General features: G+C 69.8%; 20 protein-coding genes. 10 read left to right on the top strand and 10 right to left on the bottom strand.

All coding sequences use genetic code 11. The annotated features are described in order from the left end of the window. The first annotated feature begins 3 nt into the window (after positions 1-3). Both ACYVF6_RS30330 and ACYVF6_RS30325 read left to right on the top strand, forming a co-directional pair. Positions 4-1,779: an ABC transporter ATP-binding protein gene (locus ACYVF6_RS30330; RefSeq protein ID WP_460526600.1), complete on the top strand. Its 1,776-nt coding sequence runs from the start codon at positions 4-6 to the stop codon at positions 1,777-1,779. After that, a complete protein-coding gene (locus tag ACYVF6_RS30325; protein ID WP_460526044.1) occupies positions 1,772-3,556 on the top strand; it encodes an ABC transporter ATP-binding protein in 1,785 nt (594 codons plus the stop codon). Before ACYVF6_RS30330 ends, ACYVF6_RS30325 begins: the two co-directional genes overlap by 8 nt. A 5-nt stretch (positions 3,557-3,561) precedes the next feature. Here the strand turns inward: ACYVF6_RS30325 and ACYVF6_RS30320 are convergent, their stop codons facing one another. Beyond that, entirely contained in the window at positions 3,562-4,209 is a 648-nt protein-coding gene (locus tag ACYVF6_RS30320) for a bleomycin resistance protein (RefSeq protein ID WP_460526043.1), read from the bottom strand. Between the two features lie 169 nt (positions 4,210-4,378). Here ACYVF6_RS30320 and ACYVF6_RS30315 point away from each other — a divergent pair, with 169 nt between their 5' ends. Genes ACYVF6_RS30315 through solA form a run of 3 tightly spaced genes read left to right on the top strand, consistent with a single transcriptional unit; the run spans position 4,379 to position 9,164 of the window. Then, entirely contained in the window at positions 4,379-6,223 is a 1,845-nt protein-coding gene (locus tag ACYVF6_RS30315) for an ABC transporter ATP-binding protein (RefSeq protein ID WP_460526042.1), read from the top strand. Then, on the top strand, positions 6,216-8,000 hold the full coding sequence (locus tag ACYVF6_RS30310) for an ABC transporter ATP-binding protein (protein ID WP_460526041.1): 1,785 nt from the start codon (positions 6,216-6,218) through the stop codon (positions 7,998-8,000). The genes ACYVF6_RS30315 and ACYVF6_RS30310 overlap by 8 nt, the downstream gene beginning before the upstream one ends. A 24-nt stretch (positions 8,001-8,024) precedes the next feature. Then, positions 8,025-9,164, top strand: a complete 1,140-nt coding sequence (gene solA / locus ACYVF6_RS30305; protein WP_460526040.1) for an N-methyl-L-tryptophan oxidase — start codon at positions 8,025-8,027, stop codon at positions 9,162-9,164. Here solA and ACYVF6_RS30300 read toward each other — a convergent pair. From ACYVF6_RS30300 to ACYVF6_RS30290, 3 genes are all read right to left on the bottom strand, one after another. Beyond that, complete coding sequence (locus ACYVF6_RS30300; protein WP_460526039.1) at positions 9,161-10,186, bottom strand: alpha-hydroxy acid oxidase; 1,026 nt, start codon at positions 10,184-10,186, stop codon at positions 9,161-9,163. The genes solA and ACYVF6_RS30300 overlap by 4 nt on opposite strands. Before the next feature lie 13 nt (positions 10,187-10,199). Continuing rightward, entirely contained in the window at positions 10,200-12,302 is a 2,103-nt protein-coding gene (locus tag ACYVF6_RS30295) for an MDR family MFS transporter (RefSeq protein WP_460526038.1), read from the bottom strand. Between the two features lie 105 nt (positions 12,303-12,407). Next, positions 12,408-12,647: a helix-turn-helix transcriptional regulator gene (locus ACYVF6_RS30290; RefSeq protein ID WP_460526037.1), complete on the bottom strand. Its 240-nt coding sequence runs from the start codon at positions 12,645-12,647 to the stop codon at positions 12,408-12,410. Positions 12,648-12,948: 301 nt separating this feature from the next. Here ACYVF6_RS30290 and fabG point away from each other — a divergent pair, with 301 nt between their 5' ends. From fabG to ACYVF6_RS30270, 4 genes are all read left to right on the top strand, one after another. Continuing rightward, a complete protein-coding gene (gene fabG / locus ACYVF6_RS30285) occupies positions 12,949-13,653 on the top strand; it encodes a Rossmann-fold NAD(P)-binding domain-containing protein (RefSeq protein ID WP_460526036.1) in 705 nt (234 codons plus the stop codon). 5 nt (positions 13,654-13,658) lie between these two features. Further along, positions 13,659-14,429 carry an enoyl-ACP reductase gene (gene fabI, locus ACYVF6_RS30280; protein ID WP_460526035.1) on the top strand — a complete coding sequence of 257 codons (771 nt, stop codon included), beginning with the start codon at positions 13,659-13,661 and terminating at the stop codon, positions 14,427-14,429. Positions 14,430-14,618: 189 nt separating this feature from the next. Continuing rightward, a complete protein-coding gene (locus ACYVF6_RS30275; protein WP_460526034.1) occupies positions 14,619-15,254 on the top strand; it encodes a TasA family protein in 636 nt (211 codons plus the stop codon). Positions 15,255-15,320: 66 nt separating this feature from the next. Continuing rightward, the gene (locus ACYVF6_RS30270) at positions 15,321-16,832 is read left to right on the top strand and encodes a LamG-like jellyroll fold domain-containing protein (protein ID WP_460526033.1); all 1,512 of its coding nucleotides are present in this window, start codon (positions 15,321-15,323) and stop codon (positions 16,830-16,832) included. 13 nt (positions 16,833-16,845) lie between these two features. Here the strand turns inward: ACYVF6_RS30270 and ACYVF6_RS30265 are convergent, their stop codons facing one another. The 3 genes from ACYVF6_RS30265 to ACYVF6_RS30255 form a co-directional block, all read right to left on the bottom strand. Next, positions 16,846-17,469, bottom strand: coding sequence for an SGNH/GDSL hydrolase family protein (locus tag ACYVF6_RS30265; RefSeq protein ID WP_460526032.1), 624 nt, complete (start codon positions 17,467-17,469; stop codon positions 16,846-16,848). Positions 17,470-17,485: 16 nt separating this feature from the next. Beyond that, a complete protein-coding gene (locus ACYVF6_RS30260; RefSeq protein ID WP_460526031.1) occupies positions 17,486-18,802 on the bottom strand; it encodes an esterase-like activity of phytase family protein in 1,317 nt (438 codons plus the stop codon). Positions 18,803-18,945: 143 nt separating this feature from the next. Then, positions 18,946-19,191, bottom strand: coding sequence for a hypothetical protein (locus tag ACYVF6_RS30255; protein ID WP_460526030.1), 246 nt, complete (start codon positions 19,189-19,191; stop codon positions 18,946-18,948). Between the two features lie 634 nt (positions 19,192-19,825). On the opposite strand from ACYVF6_RS30255, the gene ACYVF6_RS30250 reads away from it, so the two are divergent. Beyond that, a complete protein-coding gene (locus ACYVF6_RS30250) occupies positions 19,826-20,017 on the top strand; it encodes a hypothetical protein (protein ID WP_460526029.1) in 192 nt (63 codons plus the stop codon). A 66-nt stretch (positions 20,018-20,083) separates the two neighbouring features. Here the strand turns inward: ACYVF6_RS30250 and ACYVF6_RS30245 are convergent, their stop codons facing one another. The 3 genes from ACYVF6_RS30245 to ACYVF6_RS30235 are packed head-to-tail and all read right to left on the bottom strand — an operon-like array spanning position 20,084 to position 24,172. Beyond that, complete coding sequence (locus tag ACYVF6_RS30245) at positions 20,084-20,545, bottom strand: SRPBCC family protein (RefSeq protein WP_460526028.1); 462 nt, start codon at positions 20,543-20,545, stop codon at positions 20,084-20,086. A gap of 9 nt (positions 20,546-20,554) precedes the next feature. Further along, the gene (gene glgB, locus ACYVF6_RS30240; RefSeq protein ID WP_460526027.1) at positions 20,555-22,723 is read right to left on the bottom strand and encodes a 1,4-alpha-glucan-branching protein; all 2,169 of its coding nucleotides are present in this window, start codon (positions 22,721-22,723) and stop codon (positions 20,555-20,557) included. A 12-nt stretch (positions 22,724-22,735) separates the two neighbouring features. Next, positions 22,736-24,172 carry a maltokinase N-terminal cap-like domain-containing protein gene (locus ACYVF6_RS30235; RefSeq protein ID WP_460526026.1) on the bottom strand — a complete coding sequence of 479 codons (1,437 nt, stop codon included), beginning with the start codon at positions 24,170-24,172 and terminating at the stop codon, positions 22,736-22,738. Between the last annotated feature and the right edge of the window lie 59 nt (positions 24,173-24,231).

Raw genomic sequence — 24,231 nt, 5'->3', positions numbered from 1 at the left:
CTCATGCTCCGCTTCGCGTTCCGGGTCGCGCCGGGAAGCGCGGTTTTCGCCATCCTGGCGACGGTGGCGTCGTCTGTCGCCACGGTCGGGCTGACCTATCTCGTCGGACAGGTCGTCGGCGCGTTGCCTGCTTACGTCCAGGGTGAGCAGACCGTGCTCTGGCCGGGGCTGGCAGCACTCCTCGCGACGCTGGTCGCCGGTGGGTTGCTGCCGATGGTCACCGACGTGACCGTGCGAAACGTCGCCAACGAGGCCGATCGAGACCTCGGGCTCCAGGTCGCCGGCGCGGTGTTGCGTCCCCGGCGGATCGGCCACCTGGAAGACCCCGCGATCCAGGACGAGCTCGAGCGCGCTCGCGGCAAGTACGGCTTCTCACCGACCGCCGGCATCTGGGGGCTGTCCCACCTGATCTCCGCCCGCCTGACCATGCTCGGCTCGGCCGCACTGGTCGGCTGGCTCTACTCCTGGTGGGTCGCGCTCGTGCTGGCGGTCACCACCGCTCTGGTCGAGGCCTACGGCAGCCGGCTGGCCGGCAGCGAGCAGGGCACCTGGTTCGGCCGCACGGAGGGCCAGCGGCATGCGTCGTACGCGTTCGAGCTCGGCATGGCCGCGGCGCCGAAGGAGATCCGGGTCTTCGGGCTCGCCGACTGGCTGGGCACGCGTTACCTCGCGCAGCTGACCGCTGTCTTCCAGCCACTGTGGCGGTTGCGCAATCGCAACACGTTGCGCAGCTCCGCGGTCTATGCCGTCCACGTCGGTGTCCTGGTCGGTGCGGTCGTGCTGGCCGGCCGGGCCGGCGCAGATGGGCAGCTGTCGCTCGCCGCGCTGGTGTCGGTGGTTCCGGCGGTGTTGCGGGTCGGCATGTCCGAGGCCACCGCCCAGGCGACCTGGGTGCGGCGGGCGCAGGCCGCGCTCCGGACCGCTCGGAGTCTGCCGGCGGCCATTGCCGATCGCCACCCGGATCCGTTGACGGGCAGCGAATCCACCGCCCCGCCGGAAAGCGCGGCGATCCGGTTCGACAACGTCGGCTTCCGCTATCCCGGACAAGACCATGACGTCCTGCACGAGCTCGACCTCGAGCTCGCGCCCGGCGAGGCGGTCGCGCTGGTCGGAGCCAACGGGGCGGGGAAGTCGACGTTGGTGAAGCTGCTGGCCGGCTGCTACCAACCCACCTCCGGCCGGATCCTGGTCGGTGACGTCGACCTCGCGACGCTCGATCCCGAACGATTACAGGCCTGGCAGCACAGGATCGCCGCGATCGTGCAGGACTTCGTGCGCTTTCCGCTGTCCGCGGGCGACAACGTGGCCCTGGGTGCGCCTTCGGCCGATCGCGGTGGTCTGACGCGGGTGTCCGAGCGGGCGAGCATCGAGGACCTGGTCGACCGGCTCGGCTCGGGCTGGGAAACCGTTCTGGACAAGACGTTCGAGGGTGGCACCGACCTGTCGGGCGGGGAGTGGCAGCGGATCGCCCTGGCGCGTGCGTTGTTCGCGGTCGAGGCCGGCGCCGAGGTTCTCGTACTCGACGAGCCCGCCGCCGCCCTCGACGTCAGGGCGGAGGCGACGCTCGTGGACCGCTACCTCGAGCTCACCGCGGGCGTCACGTCGCTGATCATCTCGCACCGGTTCTCGGTGGTCCGGGACGCGCACCGGATCTGCGTACTGGAAGCCGGGCGGATCGTCGAGCAGGGCAGCCACGTGGAGCTGCTCGCGGCGGGTGGCCGGTACGCCACGATGTTCCGGCTGCAGGCCGAGCGATATGTGGGTGCCGCCGATGCGTGAAACCGTTCGTGCACTGGCGTTGTGGCTGTCCACGACGTTTCGCGCCGCCCCGCTGGTCGCGACGCTCAACGTGGCGCTGACCGTCCTCACGGGCGCGGCCGGGCCGCTGTCCGCGTACGCCGTCAAGCTGTTCGTCGACGGGCTGACCGGTGGTGGCGGCGACTCGTTCACGGCGGGCCTGGTCGTGCTCGTCGGCTCGCTCGTGCTGACGTTCGGCGGCAACCTCGTCACCCGCAACCTCATGCTCACGCTCAACGACCGGCTCGAGCTCGAGGTGCACCACCAGCTGCTCACGCTCACCACGTCGATCCCGGGCGTGGCCCATCACGAGCAGCCGGAGGTCGCCGACAAGGTGGCGGTCGTGCGGCAGCAGGCCCGGCAGATGGCCGGCAGCACCGGCCAGCTGATGTTCGGAATCGCCACGATCGCCAACACCTGCGCGGTTCTGACGCTGCTCGTCTCGGTCCACCCGGTGCTGCTCCTGCTGCCGGTGATCGGCCTCGCGCGAGTGTGGGCGCGGCTGGTCAACCTCCGGATGTTCTTCGAGGTGCACGACCGGACGGCACCCTACTGGCGGCTCGGGCTGAAGCTCGTCAACATCGCCGAGTCGCCACGGCACGGGATGGAGGTGCGCGTCTTCGGGCTCGGTCCGCTGCTGCTGAGGCGGATCGGCGAGCTGTTCGGGCGCCGGTTCGCACAACAGCGCACGGTGATACGGCGAGGAGCGCTGCTCGAAGCGTCCGTTCGCCTGCTCTACTACCTCTGCTACGCCGGCGCGACCGTCTGGATGGTCCTGCTGGCTCGCGCGGGCCGGGTCTCCGTTGGCGAGGTGGGCATGCTCGTCCTGCTCGCGCCGCAGCTCGACGCCGCCATCGCCGGCATCAGCGGCAACGCCCACGGTTTCGGCACACTGGCGAAGACGTTCGGCAACGTCGTCTGGCTGCGCGACTACGCCCGGGAGCACGCCTGGGCCGGGAGCACAGGGGCGGTGCCGGACCGGCTGCGCGATGGCATCTCGTTGCGTGGCGTGTCGTTCGCCTACCCGGGTTCGGAGTCGCCGAGCCTGCGCGACCTCGACCTGACGTTGCCGGCCGGGGCGACGGTCGCGCTGGTAGGCGAGAACGGTGCAGGGAAGACGACATTGGTGAAGCTGCTGCTGCGGCTCTACGACCCGACCGCCGGCGAGGTGCTGGTCGACGGGCAGGAGCTGCGTGAGCTTTCCGTGGCGGGGTGGCGGTCACGGGTGTCGGCGGGCTTCCAGGACTTCACGAAGTTCGAGTTCGTGGCGCGGCAGTCCGTCGGCGTCGGTGACCTGCCGCGGGTGGACGAACGGCCGGCGGTGCTCGCGGCGCTCGACCGAGCAGCCGGCGGTGCGGTCGTCGCCGGGTTTCCGAACGGGCTCGACTCCCAGCTGGGCAAGCGATTCACCGATGGTGTCGAGCCCTCTGGCGGGCAGTGGCAGCGGCTGGCGCTCGCGCGTGCGTTCATGCGAGACCAGCCGCTGCTGCTCGTCCTCGACGAGCCCACGGCCGCGCTCGACCCGGAAGCCGAGCACACACTGTTCGAGGGCTTCGCCGCCGCGTCCCGAGCCGCAGCGGCGGAGACCGGCGGGATCACGGTGCTCGTGTCCCACCGGTTCTCCACCGTGCGGATGGCCGAGCTCATCGTCGTCCTGCACGAGGGCACGATCGACGAGGTCGGAACCCACGACGAGCTGCTGGCGGCCGGCGGGCGCTACGCCGAGCTGTTCACGCTGCAGGCCCGGGCCTACCGCTGATCGGCTCAGTCACCGCTGAACAGGATCAGGTTGCCGTCCGGGTCGCGAACGACGAACTGCAGTGCGCCCCACGGCTGCCTGCGCAACGGCTGCTGGAACTCCACGCCCGCGGGGTTGTACTCCGAGTACAGCGCCTTGACGTCAGCCACGGTGATGGCGGCCGCCAGCAGCTGCTCGCGCTCGCGCACGTCGCCTACGTACACCGGTTCGCACACGAGGCGGAGGTTCAGGTGTACGCCGTCGCGGCCCACCTGGCCGTAGAACGGCGGCTGGCCATAGGTGAAGACGACCGAGAAGCCGAGCCGGTGCTCGAAGTACGCGCAGGACGCGCTGACGTCGGAGACGAACAGTTGCGGCTCCGCCTGCCGGAACATCGGCGCCTCCGCATCGGAGGCCGGGTTGGTGTTCGTGGTCATGGTCTCTGCTCCTGACACTCGCGATGTGAGCTCGGCCCAGCTCTCGTAACCCGCCTCGCGGGCGAGCAGCAGCTGCGCCTCGGCCAGCGTGAACGGTCCGCCGAGGATCTCGGCGTCACTGGCCGCGCCGTAGCGCGGCAGGCCGGTCCGGATCCGGGCGGCCACGGAGTAGTTCTGCAGGCGATGCCAGCGCACCAGCTGCTTGGCCTGCTTCTTGAGGTTCTCGAGATTGGGCATCTGCTCACACCTATGGATGGCTTCAGGTGGGCGTAGCCCTTCCGGCGATCGCCGTCGCGCCCGTCAGGAGCGAACGCCATTTTCCGTCCATGCCGGGCAGGCTGTCAATGAGTGTCTTGACGTCCGAGCAAGATGACGTCATAGTGATGTCATGATGGTGGCTAGGCTGATGCCAAAGTCAGTGGCGGGGTTGGTCGCGGTGATCCGCCTCTTGCCCAAGGTGGACCGGCGCAAGTCGGTCCTTTTCGCGGTCGGGGTCGTCGTGACCTCGGCATTGCCGATCATGATCGCCGTGCTGACCGGTGCGCTGATCGGCTCGATTCCGGCGGCGGTACGCGGCGGGTTCGACTCCGAAGCCGGCCGCGACGCGCTGCTGAGGCTCGCCGCGATTGGCGGGTTGATCCTGGCGCAGCGCATCGTCGATCCGCTCGTCCGTACGCTCGCCGCCGTCCTCGGCCGGCGGCTGGAGCTGTACCTGCAGGAACGCGTGCTGACCGCGGTCGGCCGCCCGAGTGGCATCGAGCACCTGGAGGACAGCGAAGTCCTCGACCGGCTGCGAATCGTGCGCGGACTCGGCATGGACAGCAACAAACCAAGCCTGGCGATCGAGGCGCTCGCCGCCGTTCTCCCGTCCTGGCTGCGAGCGCTCGGCTCGGCCGCCGTGCTGACCGCGTTCCACTGGTGGCTCGGCCTGCTCTGGCTGGTGACCTGGCCGCTCGTGGTGTTCGTCATGCAGCGCGAGTACATCCGCGTCGGCAAGGTCGTGTACGGGCAGAGCAGCCTGCTGCGGCGGGCGGAGTACCTCCGCGACCTCGCGATCACCGCGCCCGCCGGCAAGGAGGTCCGGATCTGGGGCATGCTCGGCTGGCTGATCGACCGGTTCGAGACGGCGTGGCGGAACGCGCTCGGCCCGGTCTGGAAGGAGCGCCGCCCGCGCGCCCGCGTGCTGTTCGGTTCGAGCGGCACGGTGCTCGCGATCAACGTGCTGACGCTGGGCCTGCTCGCCTACGGCGGCATCAGCGGCGACCTCGCGCTCACCGCGATCGCGGTCTACGTGCAGGCGCTAGCCGGCGCGAACTCCTACACCGCGTTCGACGACTCCAACGCCTACCTCTCGTTCGCCGCCGTCGCCGTGCCCAAGATCCTCGAGCTGGACGCGCAACTGGATGCCGGCACGCCCAGACCACCCACGCTCACGGCGAGCCCCGCGCCACCGCCGGACACCCCGAAACAGGAGATCCGCTACGACGGCGTGCGGTTCCGCTATCCCGGCGCCGACCGCGACGCGCTCGGCGGTGTCGACGGGCTGGACCTGACGATCGCCGCGCACAGGTCGCTCGCGATCGTCGGAGAGAACGGTGCCGGCAAGACGTCGCTGGTGAAGCTGCTGTGCGGCCTCTACCTCCCCACCCAGGGCAAGATCAGCGTCGACGGCGAGCATCTCGGCGCGCTCGACCCGGCAGCCTGGCGCAGCCGCGTCGCCGTGCTGTTCCAGGACTTCGCCCGCTACCAGCTACCGGTACGCGACAACATCGGCCTCGGCGCACCCGCGTACGCCCACGACCTCGACCGGCTGCGTTCGGCAGCCGGCAAGGCCGGGGTGCTGGAGCTGATCGAAGGCCTGCCGGGCGGCTGGGACACCGTGCTGAGCAGGGAGTACACCGGCGGCGTCGACCTGTCCGGCGGCCAGTGGCAGCGGGTCGCGCTGGCCCGCGCGATGTTCGCGGTCGAGGCCGGCGCGAAGGTGCTGATCCTCGACGAGCCGACCGCGGCGCTGGACGTACGAGCCGAGGCCGAGCTGTACGACCGGTTCCTCGAGCTCACCGAAGGGCTCACCACCGTCCTGATCTCGCACCGGTTCTCGACCGTGCGAAGGGCCGACCGGATCGTCGTCCTGGCCGACGGGGTGATCCAGGAGGACGGCGACCACGACGACCTGATGGCGATTTCCGGCCGGTACGCCGAGATGTTCACGCTGCAGGCAAAGCGGTTCCTGGGAGTTGACCATGCGTGAGGCGTTCCGTGCGTACCGTGTGCTGTTCGGGCTCGGCTTCCGGGCCGCGCCCTGGCACGCGACGTTCCAGCTGATCACCGGTGTGCTGATGGCGTTGGCCGGCCCGGTCGGCGCGTACTCCGCCAAACTGCTGGTCGACGCGATCGTGCAGCGCGACGTCGGCCTGGCCGGCTGGGCCATCGCGCTCGGCGCGGCGGCGGCCGGGGTCGTGCTGACCGTGGTGTTCTACTACGTCGACTGCGTGTTCGCCGTGATCGAGCGAACCAGCGCCTACGCCGACCGCCGGCTGATGGAGCTGATGGGCGGCGCGGAGGGCTTGGCGCACCACGAGCATCCGCAGTATCTCGACGAGGTGCAGCGGATCCGCGAGGACCGGCACGCGCTGTCGCAGATGGTGAACGCGACCGCCGGTGTGGTGCGGGCGCTCACGATGCTCACCGCCACCGCGATCCTGCTCGCCCAGTTGCATCCGCTCCTGCTGGCGCTGCCACTGCTCGGCGCGGTGTCGTTCTTCCTCGGCAAGCGCAGCCGCGACCTGGACGTCGCCGCGCAGGAGGCGACCAGTGAGCCCGAACGCCTGCGCCGGCACCTGTTCGAGGTGGGAACGTCCGCACCGGCCGGCAAGGAGCTGCGTATGTTCGGGCTGACCGGCGTCCTGCTCGACCGGCACCACCGCGCGGGCGATGAGGTGCTGAGTGCCCGGGACCAGGCGAGCTGGCAGGCGGCAGGGCTGCAGGCGATCGACGGCGTGGTGGTCGCGGTTGGGTACGTGGCCGCGATCGCGCTCGTTCTCGTCCGTGCGATCCGCGGGGAGGCGACGCCGGGCGACGTCGTCCTCGCCGTCGGGCTGACCGCCCAGGTCAGCAACCTGGTGGCGACGGCCGTGGGGTACGGCACGCACTTCCTGCGGACGGTGAAGGTCGCCAAGCGGTTCGTGTGGCTCGAGGACTACACGCGCCGGTCGACCCGGGTGATCTCCTCGCCCGCGCAGGTGCCGGCGCGGCTGGAGCGGGGGATCTCGCTGCGCGATGTCTCGTTCGGGTATCCGGAGACGTCGCGTTCGGTGCTCGCCGGACTGTCCGTCGAGCTGCCGGCGGGCAAGGTGATCGCGCTGGTCGGGGAGAACGGCGCCGGCAAGACCACGCTGATCAAGCTGCTGTGCGGCTTCTACCAGCCGACCGGCGGCGAGATCCGGCTCGACGGGCTCGACCTGGCGCGCGTACCGGCACAGGAGTGGCGGACGCGGGTGAGCGCGGCGTTCCAGGACTTCTCCGCGTTCGAGTTCCTGGCCCACGAGACGGTCGGCGTCTCCGACCTGCCGCGGATCGACGATCGTCCCGCTGTTGAGGCGGCGCTGGAACGGGCCGGGGCGACCGGTGTGCTCGACGTCCTGCCGGCCGGGCTGGACACACAGCTCGGCAAGGGATGGGACGGCGGCGTCGACCTGTCCGGCGGGCAGTGGCAGAAACTGGCGCTCGGCCGGGGCCTGATGCGCGACGACCCGCTGCTCGTGGTGTTCGACGAGCCGACCGCGGCACTGGACGCCCAGACCGAGCATGCGCTGTTCGAACGCTTCGCGGAGGCGGCCCGTTCGGGCAGTGAACGCGGAATGGTCACGCTGCTGGTGTCGCACCGGTTCTCGACGGTCGCGATGGCCGACCTGATCCTCGTACTCGACGGTGGTCTGATCCGTGAGTACGGCAGCCACGCGGAGCTGATGGCGCAGGGGAGTTTGTACGCGGAGCTCTACGACCTGCAATCGAAAGCCTATCGGTGACGCAACGCGGTAGCGTTCTGACTCGTGGACGCAGAAGTGGCGGTCGTCGGTGTTGGCTCGATGGGCTCGATGGTGCTGTGGCAGCTGGCGCGGGCGGGCATCAAGGCGATCGGCTTCGAGCAGTGGAGTCCGGGGCACGACCAGTCGGCCGCGGGTGGGGAGTCGCGGATCTTCCGGACGGCTTATCAGGAGGGCGCGGAGTACGTGCCCTTGCTGCTGCGTGCCTTCGATCTGTGGGGTGAGCTGGAGGCGGAGTCCGGCTTCGATCTGCTCACGCAGACCGGGTGTCTGATGATCGGGCCGCTGGAGCACGAGAGCTTGCAGCGGGTGCTGCGGTCGGCGGAGACGTACGGCGTGCCGCACAAGGTGCTCGACGACGGGCAGCTGGCGCGGCGGTATCCGCAGCTGCGGTTCCTGCCCGGCGACTCGGCCGTGCTGGACGAACGGGCCGGGGTGGTGCGGCCGGAGTTCGCCGTGGTGGCGGCGGCCCGGGCGGCGCAGGCGCTCGGCGCGACGGTGGTGTCGGGGTCGCGCGTGCAGGCGGTCGAGCCTTCCGGCTCAGGCGTCGTCGTACGGACTGACGAGCGCGCCTACGAGGCCGGGCAGGTGATTCTGGCTCCGGGGCCGTGGCTCGGGTCGTGGCTCTCGAAGCTGGCACCGGCTCTGGCATCGCACGTGCAGCCGAAGAAAGAGGTGCTGAGCTGGTACCTCGCGCATCAGCCCGCCGACTACGTGCCGTCGCGTTTCCCGGTGTTCGTGCGGTACGGCCGCGACCCGCACGTGTTCGGGATGCCCACGCTCGACGGCGGCTCGGTGAAGGTGGGGCTGTGGCCGCAGGAGGGCGCGTTCGACGATCCCGATGCGCTGGACCGCAACGTACCGCAGTCCGCGCTGGCGGCGACCAATGCGGCGGTGGCTCGGTATCTCCCCGGTCTGACGCCGACGCCGGTGCGGGTGTCGGCGTACATGGACGCCTATACGAGCGACGACCACGGGCTGGTGGGACGGCTGCCCGGCGTCGACAACGTGTGGGTGCTGGGTGGGTTCTCGGGGCATGGCTTCAAGCTGGCGCCCATGGTCGGCGAGCTCGCCGCGCAACTCATCCGCGACGGCCGCACCGAGTTGTCGATCGCGCATCTGGCGCCCGACCGCTTCGCTGCTTAGCGGGCGAGCAAGTCGGAGGTGGCGTCGGCGATGGTGGGAGAGCCGGACAGGGCGAGCGCTTCGGTGACCTCGTTGGTGAGGTTGGTCAGCAGGTCACGTACGCCGTCGGAGCCTCCTGCCGCCAGCGCCCACAGCACCGGCCGGCCCAGGAACGCCGCGCGGGCGCCCATCGCCAGCGCGCGCAGGACGTCGCGGCCGTTACGCAGCCCGCCGTCGACGTAGACCTCGACCTCCGAGCCCACTGCGGCAACCACCTCGGGCAGCGCGACGGCCGTCGGGATCGCGCCGTCCAGCTGGCGGCCGCCGTGGTTGGAGACCCAGATCGCGGCGGCGCCGGCGTCGATGCTTGCCCGGGCGTCGTCGGCGCGGAGGATGCCCTTTACGACTACTGGGAGGCCGCCGGAGATGTCGTGGAGCCAGGCGATCTCGGCCAGGCCCACCGTCGGGTCCTGGTAGGTGCCGTCGTCGTCGCGGTTCAGCATGTCGGGGACGAGGGCGCGGCCTGGCGCGGGGTATGGCGTCGGGCGGGCTTTGGTGCCGACGTACGGGGTGTCGCCCGTCAGTACGAGGGCACGTGCACCGGCGCGCACCGCGCCCTGCACCATGCGTTCGGTCAGGTCACGGTCGCGGAGGACGTAGACCTGGAACCACCAGGGTCCGGCGACCGCGCTGAACTCGTCGTACTCGCAGGACGCCCGGTTCGACAGGACGAACAGCCCGCCCGCCTCGGCTGTGCCCTTGCCGCTCGCTACCTCGCCGTCCGGATGTGCCAGCCGTTGGAAGCCCGTCGGCGCGACGCCGATCGGTGTGCTGAGCGGGACGCCGAGCACCGTGGTGGACGTGTCGACGGAGGCGACGTTTCGCAGCGCGCGCGGCCGCAGCCCGATCGTGCGCCACGCGGCCTCGTTGGCGACCAGCGTCTCCTCGATGCCGGTGCCGGTGGCGAAGTAGTTGTACGAGCCGGCCGGCAGCGCGGCCTGGGCCTGTGCGTGCAGTTCGTCGTAGGTGCCCACACCAGCCATTCTTTCGGACGGATCAACCGGTTTGGCCGACTCGCTGGGCCGGAACCGGCTCCCGCTGCGCCTGACCCTGGCCCATGCCGGACGTCTCCCGGATGATGCGCTCGGCCTGCCTGTCGAGCGCGGCCACCAGGTCGACCTGTTCCTGCGGCTGCCAGTCGGCCAGTTGCTCGGCGAGCCAGTCGCGCCAGGCGTGGACGAGCCGGGTGAAGTCGGCCCGGCCACGTTCACTGAGGACGAACTCGGCCGCGGTGCCTGCCATCGTTCCGGCGCCGGCGACCTCGTCGAGGTAGCCACGGGCCACCAGCTGCCGGCAGGACGGCGCGAAGATGCCCGCAGGGATCTGCGTCGCCTGCGCGATCTCCTCCATCGTCGCGGTGCCATCGTCCTTGCTGTGCAGGTAGATCTGCCAGAGCATCCACGCGTCGGCGGCGTCCAGCATGGGTATGTCGGCCCGCGCGAGGATCTCCGGGCCCACGTCGCGCGGTTGCTTGCGCCACAGCACCGAGATCGCCCGCTCCAGCTCGCGTTCGGCGGTGCCGGCCTCGGGCATGGCGAAGCCCTCGCCGAGGTCGGCCGCCGACGCCTTGGCGCTGTCGCGCAGCGGTCGCTCGGGCAGGAACAGCGCGCAGATCAGCGCGACGACGGCGATCGGTGTCACGGAGAGGAACACTGTCTGGATGGTGTCGGCGTACGCGTCGATCACGTTGGCACGGATCGCCTCCGGCAGCCGCCACAGCAGCTCCGGGCTCTGCACCGCCTGCGGCGGCGTGCCGGCCGGCAGCGGGGTCTCGGCCAGGGCGCTCGTCAGGTGGTCGGAGAGGTTGTTGGCGTAGATCGTCCCGAAGACGGCGACGCCGAACGAGCTCCCGATCGTACGCAGGAACGTCACGCCCGACGTGGCCACGCCGAGGTCGGCGTACGACACCGTGCTCTGCACCACGATGATCAGCACCTGCATCATCAGGCCGATGCCCGCGCCGAGCACGAGCATGGCGAGCGAGGCGCCGAGGAAGCTGGTGCCGGCGTCCAGCCGCGACAGCAGGTAGAAGCCGGCGACCATCACGGCCGCGCCGAGGATCGGGAAGATCTTGTACCGGCCGGTCCGGCTCACCAGCGCGCCACTGGCCAGCGACGTCGTGAGCAGGCCGATCACCATCGGCAGCAGGCGCAGGCCGGACTCGGTCGCCGAGACGCCCTGGACGTACTGCATGTAGGTCGGCAGGTACGTCATGCCGCCGAGCATCGCGAACCCGACCAGGAAGCTCAGCACGCCGCACATCGTGAACACCGGGTTGGCGAACAGCCGCAGCGGCAGCATCGGCTCCCTCGCCCTGCTCTCGGCGAAGACGAACAGCGCGAGTGCGACGACCGAACCGACCGACATCCAGATGATCGTGGGTGACGTCCATTCGTACGTCGTGCCGCCCCAGCTCGTCACCAGCGTCAACCCGGCCGCGCCGAGCGCGATGAGCAGGATGCCCCACCAGTCGATGAGCGGCCTGGCGACGCTGCGCACGCTCGGCATCGTCGCCAGCCCGACGACGAAGACCAGGATGCCGACGGGCACGTTGATGTAGAACACCCAGTGCCACGACAGGTGGTCGGTGAACAGCCCTCCGAGCAGCGGCCCGATCACGGTGACGACGCCGAACACCGAGCCGAGCGCACCTTGGTACTTGCCGCGGTCGCGCAACGGGATCACGTCGCCGATCACCGCGGCGGCGGTGACCATCAGCCCGCCGGCGGCGAAGCCCTGGACCGCCCGCCAGGCGATCAGCCAGGTCATGCTCTCGGCGAGACCGCAGAACGCCGAGCCGCCGACGAACACCACGACGCTGAGCTGGAAGACCAGCTTGCGGCCGAACAGGTCGCCGAACTTGCCGGCGAGGGCGGTGCTGATCGTCTGGGCCAGGAGGTACGACGTCACGACCCAGGACAGATGCTCGGCACCACCCAGGTCACCGACGATCGTCGGCAGCGCCGTCGCGACGATCGTCTGGTCGAGCGCGGCGAGCAACATCCCCAGCGCGACGGTGACGAAGACTGTGTTGCGCCGGGAAGCACTGATCAGCACCGGCGAATCCGCCCGTGGAGGGACGGCCACGCTTTCACTCATGGCGTGGTGTTTACCCCGGCGAAGCCGCCGGCAATGCCTCCGCGATGGCGCGTTGCGGTGGACGGAGAAGCCGGGCATCGTCGACCGGAGCGATGCCGAACCCAGTCATGCCGGGCGCTCCTTGCCACCGATCCGGGGGAATGGTGTGGTGGAGAAGATGACCTCCACCGGTACCTCGAAGTATTCCGCGATCCGCAACGCGAGATAGAGGCTCGGGCTGTATTCACCGCGTTCCAGATAGCCGATCGTCTGGTAGTGCACGCCGACGGCTTCGGACAGCGCCCGGCGCGAGATGCCCCGCTCGGCACGGAGCATCGCGATCCGGTTGTAGATGGTCTCGCTCATGATCTCCTTGTCTCAGTTCACCGCTGCAGAGCCTGCTGACGACGTGCCACCAGCAGCGAGCCCGACTCCCGGCGCGCGTACGTCGAGCACGATAGCGTCGTCGGCCATAGGTCTCTGACTTTCCGTCTAAGGTCTCTCACGATCGATAGTATAAGTACTACACTCAACTTGGCCAGATGACGGGAGACCACAACGTCGTACGCCGGATTCTTGGGAGATCTCACGGTCGGTACGCGCCGCCGTGACTGCTAGCGTGCGGTTCGCTGGCTGGTGTCGACAGAGCGTGTAGAAGGAGTACGGCGTGGGGCGATCGGTTTTGGTGACCGGCGGGAGCCGGGGAATCGGACTCGCGGTGGCGAAGGCGTTCGCCGAGAACGGCGACGACGTGGCGATCACGTACAACGGCAGCGCGCCGCCCGAGGGCTTCCTCGCGGTGAAGTGCGACGTCACCGAACCGGTGATGGTCGAGTCCGCGTTCGCCGAGATCGAGCAGAAGCAGGGGCCGGTCGAGATCCTGATCGCCAACGCCGGCATCACACGCGACACGCTCCTGCTGCGGATGTCGGAGGAGGACTGGTCCAGCGTCATCGAGACCAACCTCACCGGCGCGTTCCGCGTGGTGAAGCGTGCCTCCAAGGGCATGCTGCGGCAGCGCAAGGGCCGGATCGTCTTCGTCTCCTCCGTGAACGGCATGCGCGGCGCGCCCGGCCAGGTCAACTACGCGGCCAGCAAGACCGGCATGATCGGCATGGCCCGTTCGATCGCGCGCGAGCTCGGCTCCCGCGGCATCACCGCGAACGTCGTCACACCGGGGTTCGTCGAGACCGACATCACCGGTGAGCTGTCTGAGGACATGAAGAAGGAGTACATCGCCGCGACGCCACTCGGGCGTACGACGACCGGTGATGAGGTGGCTCGGGTGATCCGGTGGCTCGCCAGCGACGAGGCTGCGTACATCACCGGTGCGGTGATCCCGATCGACGGCGGATTCGGAATGGGGTACTGATTCTCATGGGTGGAATTCTTGCTGGGAAGCGGATCCTGGTCGCGGGCGTGACCATGGAGTCGTCGCTGGGCTTCCAGGTCGCGAAGACCGCGCAGGAGCAGGGCGCGGAAGTGCTGATCACCAACTTCGGGCGGGCGCTGAACATCACCCGCCGGATCGCCGGGCGGCTGCCAGTGGCGCCTCCGGTGCTGGAGTTGGACGTCACCGACGAGGCGCACCTGGCCGGGTTGGAAGGCGCGGTCCGCGAGCACGTCGACGGGTTGGACGGGATCGTGCACTCGATCGCGTTCGCACCGCAGGAGGCCCTTGGCGGCAACTTCCTGAACACCTCCTGGCCGGACGTCGCGACGGCGCTGCAGGTGTCGACGTACTCCCTGAAGGCGCTGGCCGTCGCCGTGCTGCCGCTGATGAAGGACGGCGGCTCGATCGTCGGCCTGACGTTCGACGGGTCGCAGGCGTGGCCGGTCTACGACTGGATGGGTGTGGCGAAGGCCGGGCTGGAGGCTTGCGCGCGCTACCTCGCACGTGACCTGGGCCCGAAGGGGATCCGGGTCAACCTGATCTCGGCGGGACCGACGGACACGCTGGCGGCGAAGGGGATTCCGGGGTTCGAGCAGCTCGGTGCGTCGTGGGACCAGCGGGCGCCGCTGGGCTGGAACACCAAGGACCACGAGGCAACGGCCCGTACGTCCGTGGCGATGCTCTCGGACTTCTTCCCGAAGACCACCGGCGAGATCATCCATGTCGACGGCGGGTACCACGCCCTCGGCGCCTGAGCTGACTCGAAGCAGATGGCCGGATTCCGTCCGGCCATCTGCTTTGTCGCCGGCGGCGGCCTGACCGCATGGTCCGCCAGGCTCGGACCGTTGGTCTCGCGGCGTCGGCCGTTTGCCCGATTCGCCGGGATAGCGCGGACTGGCGTAATGGAGGTGCTCTTCCACCCCCAACCTCTGGGAGCACCACCGATGTCCGTTCTCGCGCGTTCCAAGCGATCTCGTCCTGCCGCCGACCGCCCGTGGCGCTCGACTCGTTCCGCCGCCCTGCGCTGGGCACCGGTCCCGGTCGGGCTGCTGGCCTCGGCCGCCCTGGTGTGGGGCGCCTCGTATGCCGCGTTCAACTCGACCACCCAGAACCCCGGCGACAACTGGTCGGCGGGAACGGTGGCGATCAGCGATGACGACTCCAACACCGCGATGTTCTCCGCGTCCAACCTCAAGCCAGGCTCCACCGGCTCCAAGTGCGTGGAGGTGACCTCGACCGGCAGCCTGGCTTCCACGGTGAAGCTGTACGGCACCAGCGCCTCGACCACCAACGCCCTGAGCAGCTACCTCAGCTTGACGGTCGAGGAAGGCTCCGGCGGCAGCTTCGCCGGCGGCTGCAGCGGCTTCACCGCCACCGGCACTTCCTACACCGGCACGCTGTCGGCGTTCGCGTCCGGCAAGACGGACTTCGCCACCGGCGTCGGTACGTGGGCTCCGTCGGGCTCCGCGTCGGAGACCCGCACCTACAAGCTCACCTACACGCTGGACCCGGCCACGCCGAACTCCGCGCAGGGCGGCACCGCCGCCATCGGCTTCACCTGGGAAGCCCAGAACAGCTAGCCACGCAGCGGGTCTGGGGGCTCGCACCTGTCCTGCTCTTGCCGGTGTCTACGAAAGATCGTGATCATGCTGCCCGAGCCAACCCGCGAAGCCGTACCGCTCGGGCCCGCCCGTGCAGTCCGCGCGGGTGGGTCGGGGCCGGGCCGGATCGCCTCGACGGTGCGGACGGCGCATGCGGTGCTGGCGGTGCTCGCCCGTGGACTGCTGATCTGCGCGGGTGGGCTGGTCCTGTGGTCGACGGCTCCGGCCGCGTTCGGTTGGCAGCCCACGGTCGTGATGTCCGGCTCGATGCGACCCGCGCTCGCGCCGGGGGACGTGGTGCTGACCCGGCCGGTCGCCGTCGACCAACTGCGGCCCGGGCGGGTGGTGCTGGCCGACGACCCGGACCACCCCGGCCGGCTCCGGCTGCACCGGCTCTCCCGCATCGAGCCGGACGGGGCGCTGCGGTTGCGCGGTGATGCGAACCAGGCGGCCGACTCCACCCCGGTCCGGCAGGCGGCGGTCCACGGCGTCGGGGCGCTGCGCGTCCCGCGCATCGCGTCGCCGGTGGTCTGGGTACGGGAACACCGCTACGGCACGTTGGCCGGCACCATGCTCGGCCTGGTCGTCGTCGCCTGGCTGGCCCGGACGCCAAGGCCGGGCCGCCACCACCTGCCGAGCCGGCCGTCGAACCGGCACGACCGGGGCAACGCGGACCGTCCCCCTGGGCGTTCGCGCCGGCGGCTCGCGCTTGCCACGAGCACGCTCGGCACCGCCCTGCTGGCCGCCGCCGTTGTCGCCGGCTCTCACCTGGCCTGGCCGCAGGCCGATGCACGGTTCACCCGCCAGACCGCCAACGCGGGCAGCAGCTTCGGCGCCGCCGCGGTGTTCTCCGCCTACCGCGCCGCCGTGCTGGCCTCCAGCCCGTACCTGTACTGGCGACTGGCCGAAACCACCGGCGGCACCGCCGCCGACGAGTCCGGCAACGGCAAGACGGGCACCTACGCCGCCAACGTCACCCGCGGTGCGACCTCCGCGCTACCCAACGACCCGAACCCTGCCGTCACGCTGACCGGCAGCAACCAGAGTTACGTCGCCGCCACCGGCGCCAGCACACCGCAAGGCGACTTCAGCGTCGAGATCTGGTTCAAGACCGGCACATCCGCCGGCGGGCGGCTGATCGGCTTCGGCAACGCCGCCACCGGATCCTCCTTCCAGACCAGCCGGCAGCTCTACCTCGGTGACGACGGCCGGCTCAGCCTCGGCTACGTCGACCAGTTCGGCGGCAAGACGGTCGTCACCAGTCCGTTCGGTACCGCCTACAACGACCGGCAGTGGCACTACGCGGTCGGCACGGTGACCGGCACCACCCCGAGCCTCTACGTCGACGGGCACCAAGTCGCCAGCGGCTACGGCGGCTTCGGCGTCCAGAACTACACGGGCTACTGGCGGGTCGGCTACGACGCCCTACCCGGCGGCTTCGGCGGCTGGCCGGCAGCACCCTTCAACCCCGCCTTCAACGGATCCGTCGACGAAGCCGCGACGTATCCCAGCGCGCTCTCCTCGACTCAGGTCACCGCCCACTGGAACGCCCGCTGAGCGCGCCGGCGCCTTACTGGCCCGTGACGACCGACAGCCAGGTGCCCGCGATCAGCGCATGGCCTTCCGGCGTTGGGTGAACGCCGTCATGGGCGAGCGCGGCCGGGCCGGACTTGGTGGCCGCCTCCGTGAGGACGGCATCCAGGGGTACGAGCGTCGCGCTGTGCTTGACGGCCTGGTGGCGTACGGCTGCGAGCTTCGGGTCGAAGTCTTCGCGCCACAAGGCCTGCGCGTCGCTCACCGGCAGGAGGAACGGCTCGAGCACGACCAGACGAGTGTCCGGGAGCTCGGCGTGGACCTGCGCCAGGATCGCGTCCAGGTCGGCCTCGAAGGCATCGGCGGTCGTCGGGTCGTTCTTGTCGTAGCGGCGCCAGGTGTCGTTGACACCGATCATGATCGACAGCAGGTCCGGCTCGAGGTCGAGGCAGTCGGACTGCCAGCGCGCCTTGAGGTCGCGCACCCGGTTGCCGCTGATTCCCCGGTTGAGGAACCGCACGCCGTCCGATCCGGAGTAGGACCGCGCGACGTCTGCCACATAGCCGTCGCCGAGGGAGTCCGGATCGGCGCGGTCGCGGCCGGCGTCGGTGATGCTGTCGCCGATGAAGAGCACGCGTGCGTCGGGCTTGATCGCTGGCATGCTCTTCAGCGTACGGCTACCGCAGTGGGCGCGGCAGCCGGATCGTGACCAGCTTGGACTCGACGCCGCTGTCGACCAGGCGGCCGTTCTCGTCGAACGCCTCCGGGCCGTCGGTCATGCCGAAGTCGTTGTCGGAGGCCACCGCGATCGTCCACGGGTTCGGCATCGCGACGCCTTCGACCTTGCCCGGCACGCCCTCGATCGTCGACAGGTCGAGTGCCGGCGACTTGCGTACGGCCGTCAGGTCGCCGTCCGACGGGGAGGCCAGCTGTTCCAGGCTGGGTGCGGTGTCCTGGTCGTCCCAGGTGCTGCCGAGGATGTTCGTCGCGTGGTGGAGGTCGGCGACGTAGAGCTTGGCCACGTCGTCGGTACGTTCGTCGACCAGCAGGCGGTCGCGGCCGAGCGCCACCAGGCCGGACACCTTCATCTCGTTCTGGTCGCCGTCGGCGCCCGGGTCGAACGTGGTGACGTCCTCCATGCGGTAGACGTACTCCGCCTTCGGCCTGCCGTCGCGCGCGTCGATCGCCAGGATGCGCAGCTGGCGCGAGCTCTCGCCGGTGTCCTCGTCCGGATTCTCCAGCGGGCTTTGGTTCATGGTGTACAGCGTCCGGCCATCAGGCGCCAGCGCCATGCTCTCGAAGCCGCGGTTGCCCTGCCGGGTAAGGAGAATCTCCGGCAGTGTCTCGTGGACCGGGTAGCCCGTGTCCTCGAGCCCGAGTCCCTTCGGTACGAACCGGGCCAACACCCGGCCGTCCCGCGCGACGTGGACGACGGAGGGGGAGTACTCCTCGCTCAGCCAGAACGACCCGTCCCGCGCGACGATCAGGCCTTCGGTGTCGAGGCCGTCCGGGTTGTAGGCGAGTGCGGTCGTCGCGTTGTAGTTGTAGGGCTTCTCGTCGTAGTCCTCGAGGTTCGACAGGCCGGTCACCGGCTCGCCCGAGCGGGTGAGGATCGGGACCGAGCGCAGCACGCGCATCCGGGAGCCGTCGACCCGCACGCGGACGATCGTGGGGTCGAACGCCGGCACCGGGAACGTCCGCCGGTTCTTGCCGTCGACCTTGATCTGGCCGTTCGGGCCGCGGTCGGTGACCATCCAGTACTCACCGGAACGCCCGGCGGGGTAGAGGTCGCTGCCGATGCCGCCGAGGTCGACGCCCCGGTCGTCGGCGATGCTGCCTGGCAGCGTGGCGTTCTGGAACGAAGCCAGCCCGATGCCGGGAAGCGTGGCTACGGAGACTCGTGCGTCATGGTTGGCCGGCCTGGCTGCGAAGGCGGCCGGTGTGAACAGCAGGCTGGCGGCGAGAACGCCCGCGATCGTACGGAGTCGGTGCACAGCGTCAAGACGCTACCCGCGACCACCACCCCTACGGGCGGCGACAGGTGAACGTCCCGGGAAGCCGGCATGAATTCACGGCTTCCGGCGAACTCGGGACGGCCCGGCGATGGTCGCCGGGCCGTCCGTTGGCGTTCGACGTGTCAGCAGGTTGGGCGCGCGGTGCCGGCGACCATCCAGAGGCCGAGCCGGACCAGGCCGACGCCGAGCGCGCGGCGCGGCGATGCCTTCGGCGTGCGCTTGTGGCCGGCGCTACCGGACCGGCGGAGCCGGCGCGACTGCTGGCGGAACTGGCGGTACTGCAGCCGGAGCTGGGCGTCGCGTAGGTGCTGCTGATGGATCAACTTCGGTACTTCGGTTGGAACCCACATCTGTGGGATGACCTCCATCGTTGGTTTCGTACGGGTTCCAGGTTAGGAGCGATGCGGTGCGGAAGCCCGGGCCGTTTCCAGCTCAGAATTCCGAGCCAATTGCTCGAGTTGCTCATCGCGTACGTCACGACCGCCGCCGACGAGGATCCACAGGCCGGCTTGGTCCAGGGCGAAGCCGAGCGCCCGGCGGGCGCTTGCCCCGCGGTGCGAGTTCAGGGTGGGCTCGAGGTCCGCACGCTGCCGGGCGGCGGCAGCGGAAGCGGCCTTGGCGCGTCGCGCCAACTGGCGCTGCGCGGAGCGGCGAAGCAGGTCGTTGTGTCGCCCTGTCGCGATGACGTCTATGTCCCACATGGTGTGGGACCACCTCCGTGATGATGTGTGTTTTCGTTGTATGGGCAGGCGAAAGTGACCGCCGATGCAGCATGCGGCGGCCTTGCTTGGGGTGGGGAAACCACTGGGCGGACGTGGGCTCGGTCACACCATGGCGTCCACGTTAATAGACCGGGACGCGTGTACGCCAATGGTTTTCGCCAGGGCCACCAACGCGAAGCACAACGGAAACACCGGCAGGGCAGGCTTTTCTCCGTCGTACAAAGGAAAAGCCGTAGCGCCGACGCTCACGGTGTGCCAGGGACCCGAGGGGGAACCCAGAATGTGGCCAGTCACCTTGAACGTCATCGACGAGCACAAGGACAGCGTGCCGGACGACGGGTCGGTGCGTTACCGCCCGTTCGTGGCGCGGGAGCGCCGTAAGCGGGGCGAGCAGGTTTCGCTCGTGGTGCGGTCGCTGCGTTTCACCGGGCGTCGGCTGGTCCGTCTCGCCGATCGGCTGGAGACGGCGTAGCCGAGCCGAGACCCTGCTCCTGAACCGCTCCGGGTGCCCCAGCGTCGTGGCCCCGGAGCCTTTTCGTCAGCCGGAGTGGTCGGCGATCTGCTCCTCCCAGGACTGGAGGAACGCGGGGTAGTGCCCGGCGAACTCGTCCAGCCGCTGCTGTCCTTCGTCGGTGAGCGCGGTCAGCTCGTACGTGACGGTGACCTCGCTGCGCTGTTCGCCTTCGGCTGCCGGCGCGAGGGTGACGGTGATCGTTCCGGCGTTGAGGTGTGGAATCACCCGGGCGTACCGGATCCGCCGCCCCCGCTCCCGTTCGACGACGATCCAGGTGGCCGTCTGGCCGTGTGCGTCGGTCTCGAACACCGCCCCGGGTTCGGTGTCGTCGAACGTGGTGTCGGTCCCCGCCGGAAACCGCGGCTTCCAGCCCCGCACCCAGACCTGCTCGCCCAGCGGCGTGAACAACCCGAACGCCCGCTCCGGCGGCAGGGCGACGGTGAACCGCCCGGTCAGCCGCCGGTGGATTCCGTCAGCACTCGTCATCGACGCAGCTCAGGCCGGCGCGAGCCAGATCGTGCCCAGGGGCGGGATGGTCAGCAGGGCGGACGCCGGACGGCCGTGCCACGGGGTGTCGTCCGCGGCGACGGAGCCGAGGTTGCCGACGCCTGAGCCGGAGTAGTTCTCGGCGTCGGTGTTGAGGACTTCGCGCCAGGTTCCGCCCGACGGCAGGCCCAGGCGGTAGTCGCCGTGGGGGATGGCGGAGAAGTTGGTGACGCACGCCAGCACGCTGCCGTCCGCTCCCCAGCGCAGGAAGCTGAAGACGTTGTTGCCCGCGTCGTTGGAGTCGATCCAGCCGAAGCCTTCCGGACCGGTGTCCTGCGTCCACAGCGCGGGCGTCGAACGGTAGACGGCGTTCAGGTCGCCCACCAGACGGGAGAGCCCGGCGTGGTCGGGCAGGTCCTGCAGCCACCACTCCAGCTCGCGCGACTCGGCCCACTCGGCCTCCTGGCCCAGCTCGCCGCCCATGAACAGCAGCTGCTTGCCCGGATGCGCCCACATGAACGCGAGATACGCCCGCAGGTTCGCCAGCTGCTGCCAGCGGTCTCCGGGCATCTTGCGCAGCAGCGAGCCCTTGCCGTGGACGACCTCGTCGTGCGACAGCGGCAGGACGAAGTTCTCAGACCACGCGTAGACCAGGGAGAACGTCAGCTCGTGATGGTGGTACTGCCGGTGGATCGGGTCGTGCCGCACGTACTCCAGCGAGTCGTGCATCCAGCCCATGTTCCACTTCATGCCGAAGCCCAGCCCGCCAAGGTGCGTGGGCCGCGTGACGCCCGGCCACGACGTCGACTCCTCGGCGATGGTGACGATTCCGGGCATCCGGCGGTAGCAGGTGGCGTTCATCTCCTGCAGGAACGAGACGGCGTCGAGGTTCTCGCGCCCGCCGTACTGGTTCGGCGTCCACTCGCCGGCCCGCCGGGAGTAGTCGAGGTAGAGCATCGACGCGACCGCATCGACCCGCAGCCCGTCGATGTGGAACTCCTCGAGCCAGTACAACGCGTTGGCCACCAGGAAGTTGCGCACCTCGTGCCGCCCGAAGTCGAACACCAGCGTGCCCCAGTCGGGATGCTCGCCGCGGCGAGGATCCGCGTGCTCGTACAACGGCGTGCCGTCGAACCGCGACAGAGCCCAGGAGTCCTTGGGGAAGTGCGCCGGCACCCAGTCGAGCAGCACACCGATCCCGGCCTGGTGGAACGCGTCGACGAGGTACCGGAAGTCGTCCGGCGAGCCGTAGCGGGAGGTCGGCGCGTAGTAGGACGTCACCTGATAGCCCCACGAAGGCCCGAACGGATGCTCCATCACCGGCATCAGCTCGACGTGCGTGAAGCCCGCAGCGCGGACGTACGGCACGAGCTCGTCCGCCAGATCGCGATACGAGCGCCCCTGCCGCCACGAGCCGAGATGGACTTCGTAGACGCTCATCGGCTCCGCGTGCGGCTGCCGCCCGGGCCGGGCCTCCATCCACTCCGAGTCGTTCCACTCGTGAGCGGACGTGAACACCACCGAGCCCGTCGCCGGTGGTGTCTCGGCGCGGAACGCCATCGGGTCGGCCTTGTCGCGCCAGACCCCGTCCCTGCCGAGGATCTGGAAGCGGTAGCACGCGCCGTCGCCCACGTCGGGTACGAACAGCTCCCACACCCCGCTGCCACCCATCGAGCGCATCGGGTGACCCTGGCCGTTCCAGTAGTTGAAGTCGCCGGCCACCCGCACGCCGCGCGCGTTCGGTGCCCACACCGCGAACGACGTGCCGGTCACCTCGCCGGATGCCGTCGAATAGCGCCGGGTGTGCGCGCCGAGCGCCGCCCACAGCTGCTCGTGCCGGCCCTCACCGATCAGGTGGAGGTCGATCTCGCCGAGCGTCGGCAGGAAGCGGTACGGGTCATCGGTCGAGAGCACGACGCCGTTGGAGTAGGCGATCTCCAGGCGGTAGTCGGGTACGTCCGAGCCGTCGAGCACACCGACCCAGATGCCGCCGTGCTCGTGTGTCAGGTCGGTACGTGACGCGCCGTCCAGCACGGTGACCCGCTCGGCCATGGGCCGCAGCACCCGGACGGTCACACCGTCGGACCCCCGGTGCGGGCCGAGCACCTGATGTGGGTCGTGGTGCTCCCCGTCGACGATTCGCTGCAGTTCCTCCGCGGCAATCTCTACGGTCCGCATCCTGAAAGACCCCTATCCGGCAAGGCGTTCGATGGCGCTGAGCGGCACACCAATCCAGTCCGGGCGAGTACGGAACTCGTAGACGACTTCGTAGACCGCCTTGTCCGTCTCGTACGCTCGCAGCAGCGCGCCCTGCTCGCGTGGGTCTATACCCGAAACTCGGGCGTACCCACGGCAGAACGCGTCGCGGTTTCGCTCCGACCACTCTTCGGCCCGGTACGCGAGCTGGTTCGTCTCGCCGCCGCCGGCCGAGCCCGGCATCGGCACCTCGTCGAGGTGGTCGCTCTGCATCAGCAGGTGCTGCGCGGCGTAGTCGTACGACCGCAGCATGCCCGCGACATCGCGCAACGGCGAGTCGAGCGCGCGCCGGTCCGGGAGCGGCTTGGCCGGCTCACCCTCGAAGTCGATGATCCGCCAGCCGCCGATCGTCCGCATGGTTTGGCCGAGGTGCAGGTCGCCGTGGACGCGATGCACCTGCACGCGTTCTTCGATCGCGGCCAGGTCGTCGAACGCCGACCGCAGTCCCTTCACGAACGGCTGCAGCGCGGGCACGATGCCCGCCGCGGCGGTGAGCCGTTCGCGCATCGCCGCGGCCAGCGCGCCGAGCTCCTCCCGTCCCCAGGTGTCGACGGTCAGCACGCGGGCCAGGTCACCGTGGATCTCCGCGGTCGTCGCACCGAGCCGGAACGACTCGGCCGCGAAGTCACCGCCCACCTCGTCAGGATGCAGGTCGGCCTCGGCGTACAGGTCGCGCACCGAGGTGATCGCCAGCTCCCAGCCGCTGGAGGCGGTACGGAAGAAGTCGCTGAACATGCCGAGGTCGCCGCGCGCCTCCTGCCCCGACTCGTCGGGCCAGGTCGCGTCGACCCAGCCGTGCAGCTTGGCGATGTTGTCGCCGTCGCCCTTGGTCAGCGCCTCGTGGATCTCGATGTCGGGGTTGTGGCCGTGGTGCACGCGGCGGAACACCTTCAGCAGCGTCGCTTCGGCGAACACCAGCGACGTGTTGGACTGCTCGGCGGTCAGCACCAGCGACTGGGCCGCCGGATCGATGTCGAGCTGCCCCAGCCGGTGGAACACCAGGCCAGGCAGGCTGCGACCCTCGAGAAGACCGGCCAGCCACAGCGACGTCGACTCCTTGTCGTGCAGAGCGTCGTACGCCATCACTGGCCGGTTCAGCAGCTCGGAGAACGTCCAGGCGCCGATGTAGGCGTGCGCCATGTTGTCGGACGGCTCAGCGCGATAGCCGATGGGGAGCTGGTAGGTCTCGGTGCTCCCGTCGTCGGCGTACCGGACGGTGATCAGTTCGATCCTTACGGCAGGCCAGGCCTTGGGCCGGGACAGCCACGGAAGCGGGTGAATCCGCTCGACCTGGAAGTCCCTGCCCTTGCCCGCGAACCATCTCTGCCGTTCGAGATAGTCGTGGACGTTTTCAGCCTGTCGGGAACCCACAACGTTCCTTTCTGTGCCTGCTTCTGGAGCGGTGCCCCGAGCCGGTCCGGTTGCCGGGC

It is taken from the genome of Flindersiella endophytica (genome assembly GCF_054779015.1).
Note: the sequence above shows the minus strand (reverse complement) of the source record. Positions and strands in the feature narration are given on the sequence as shown.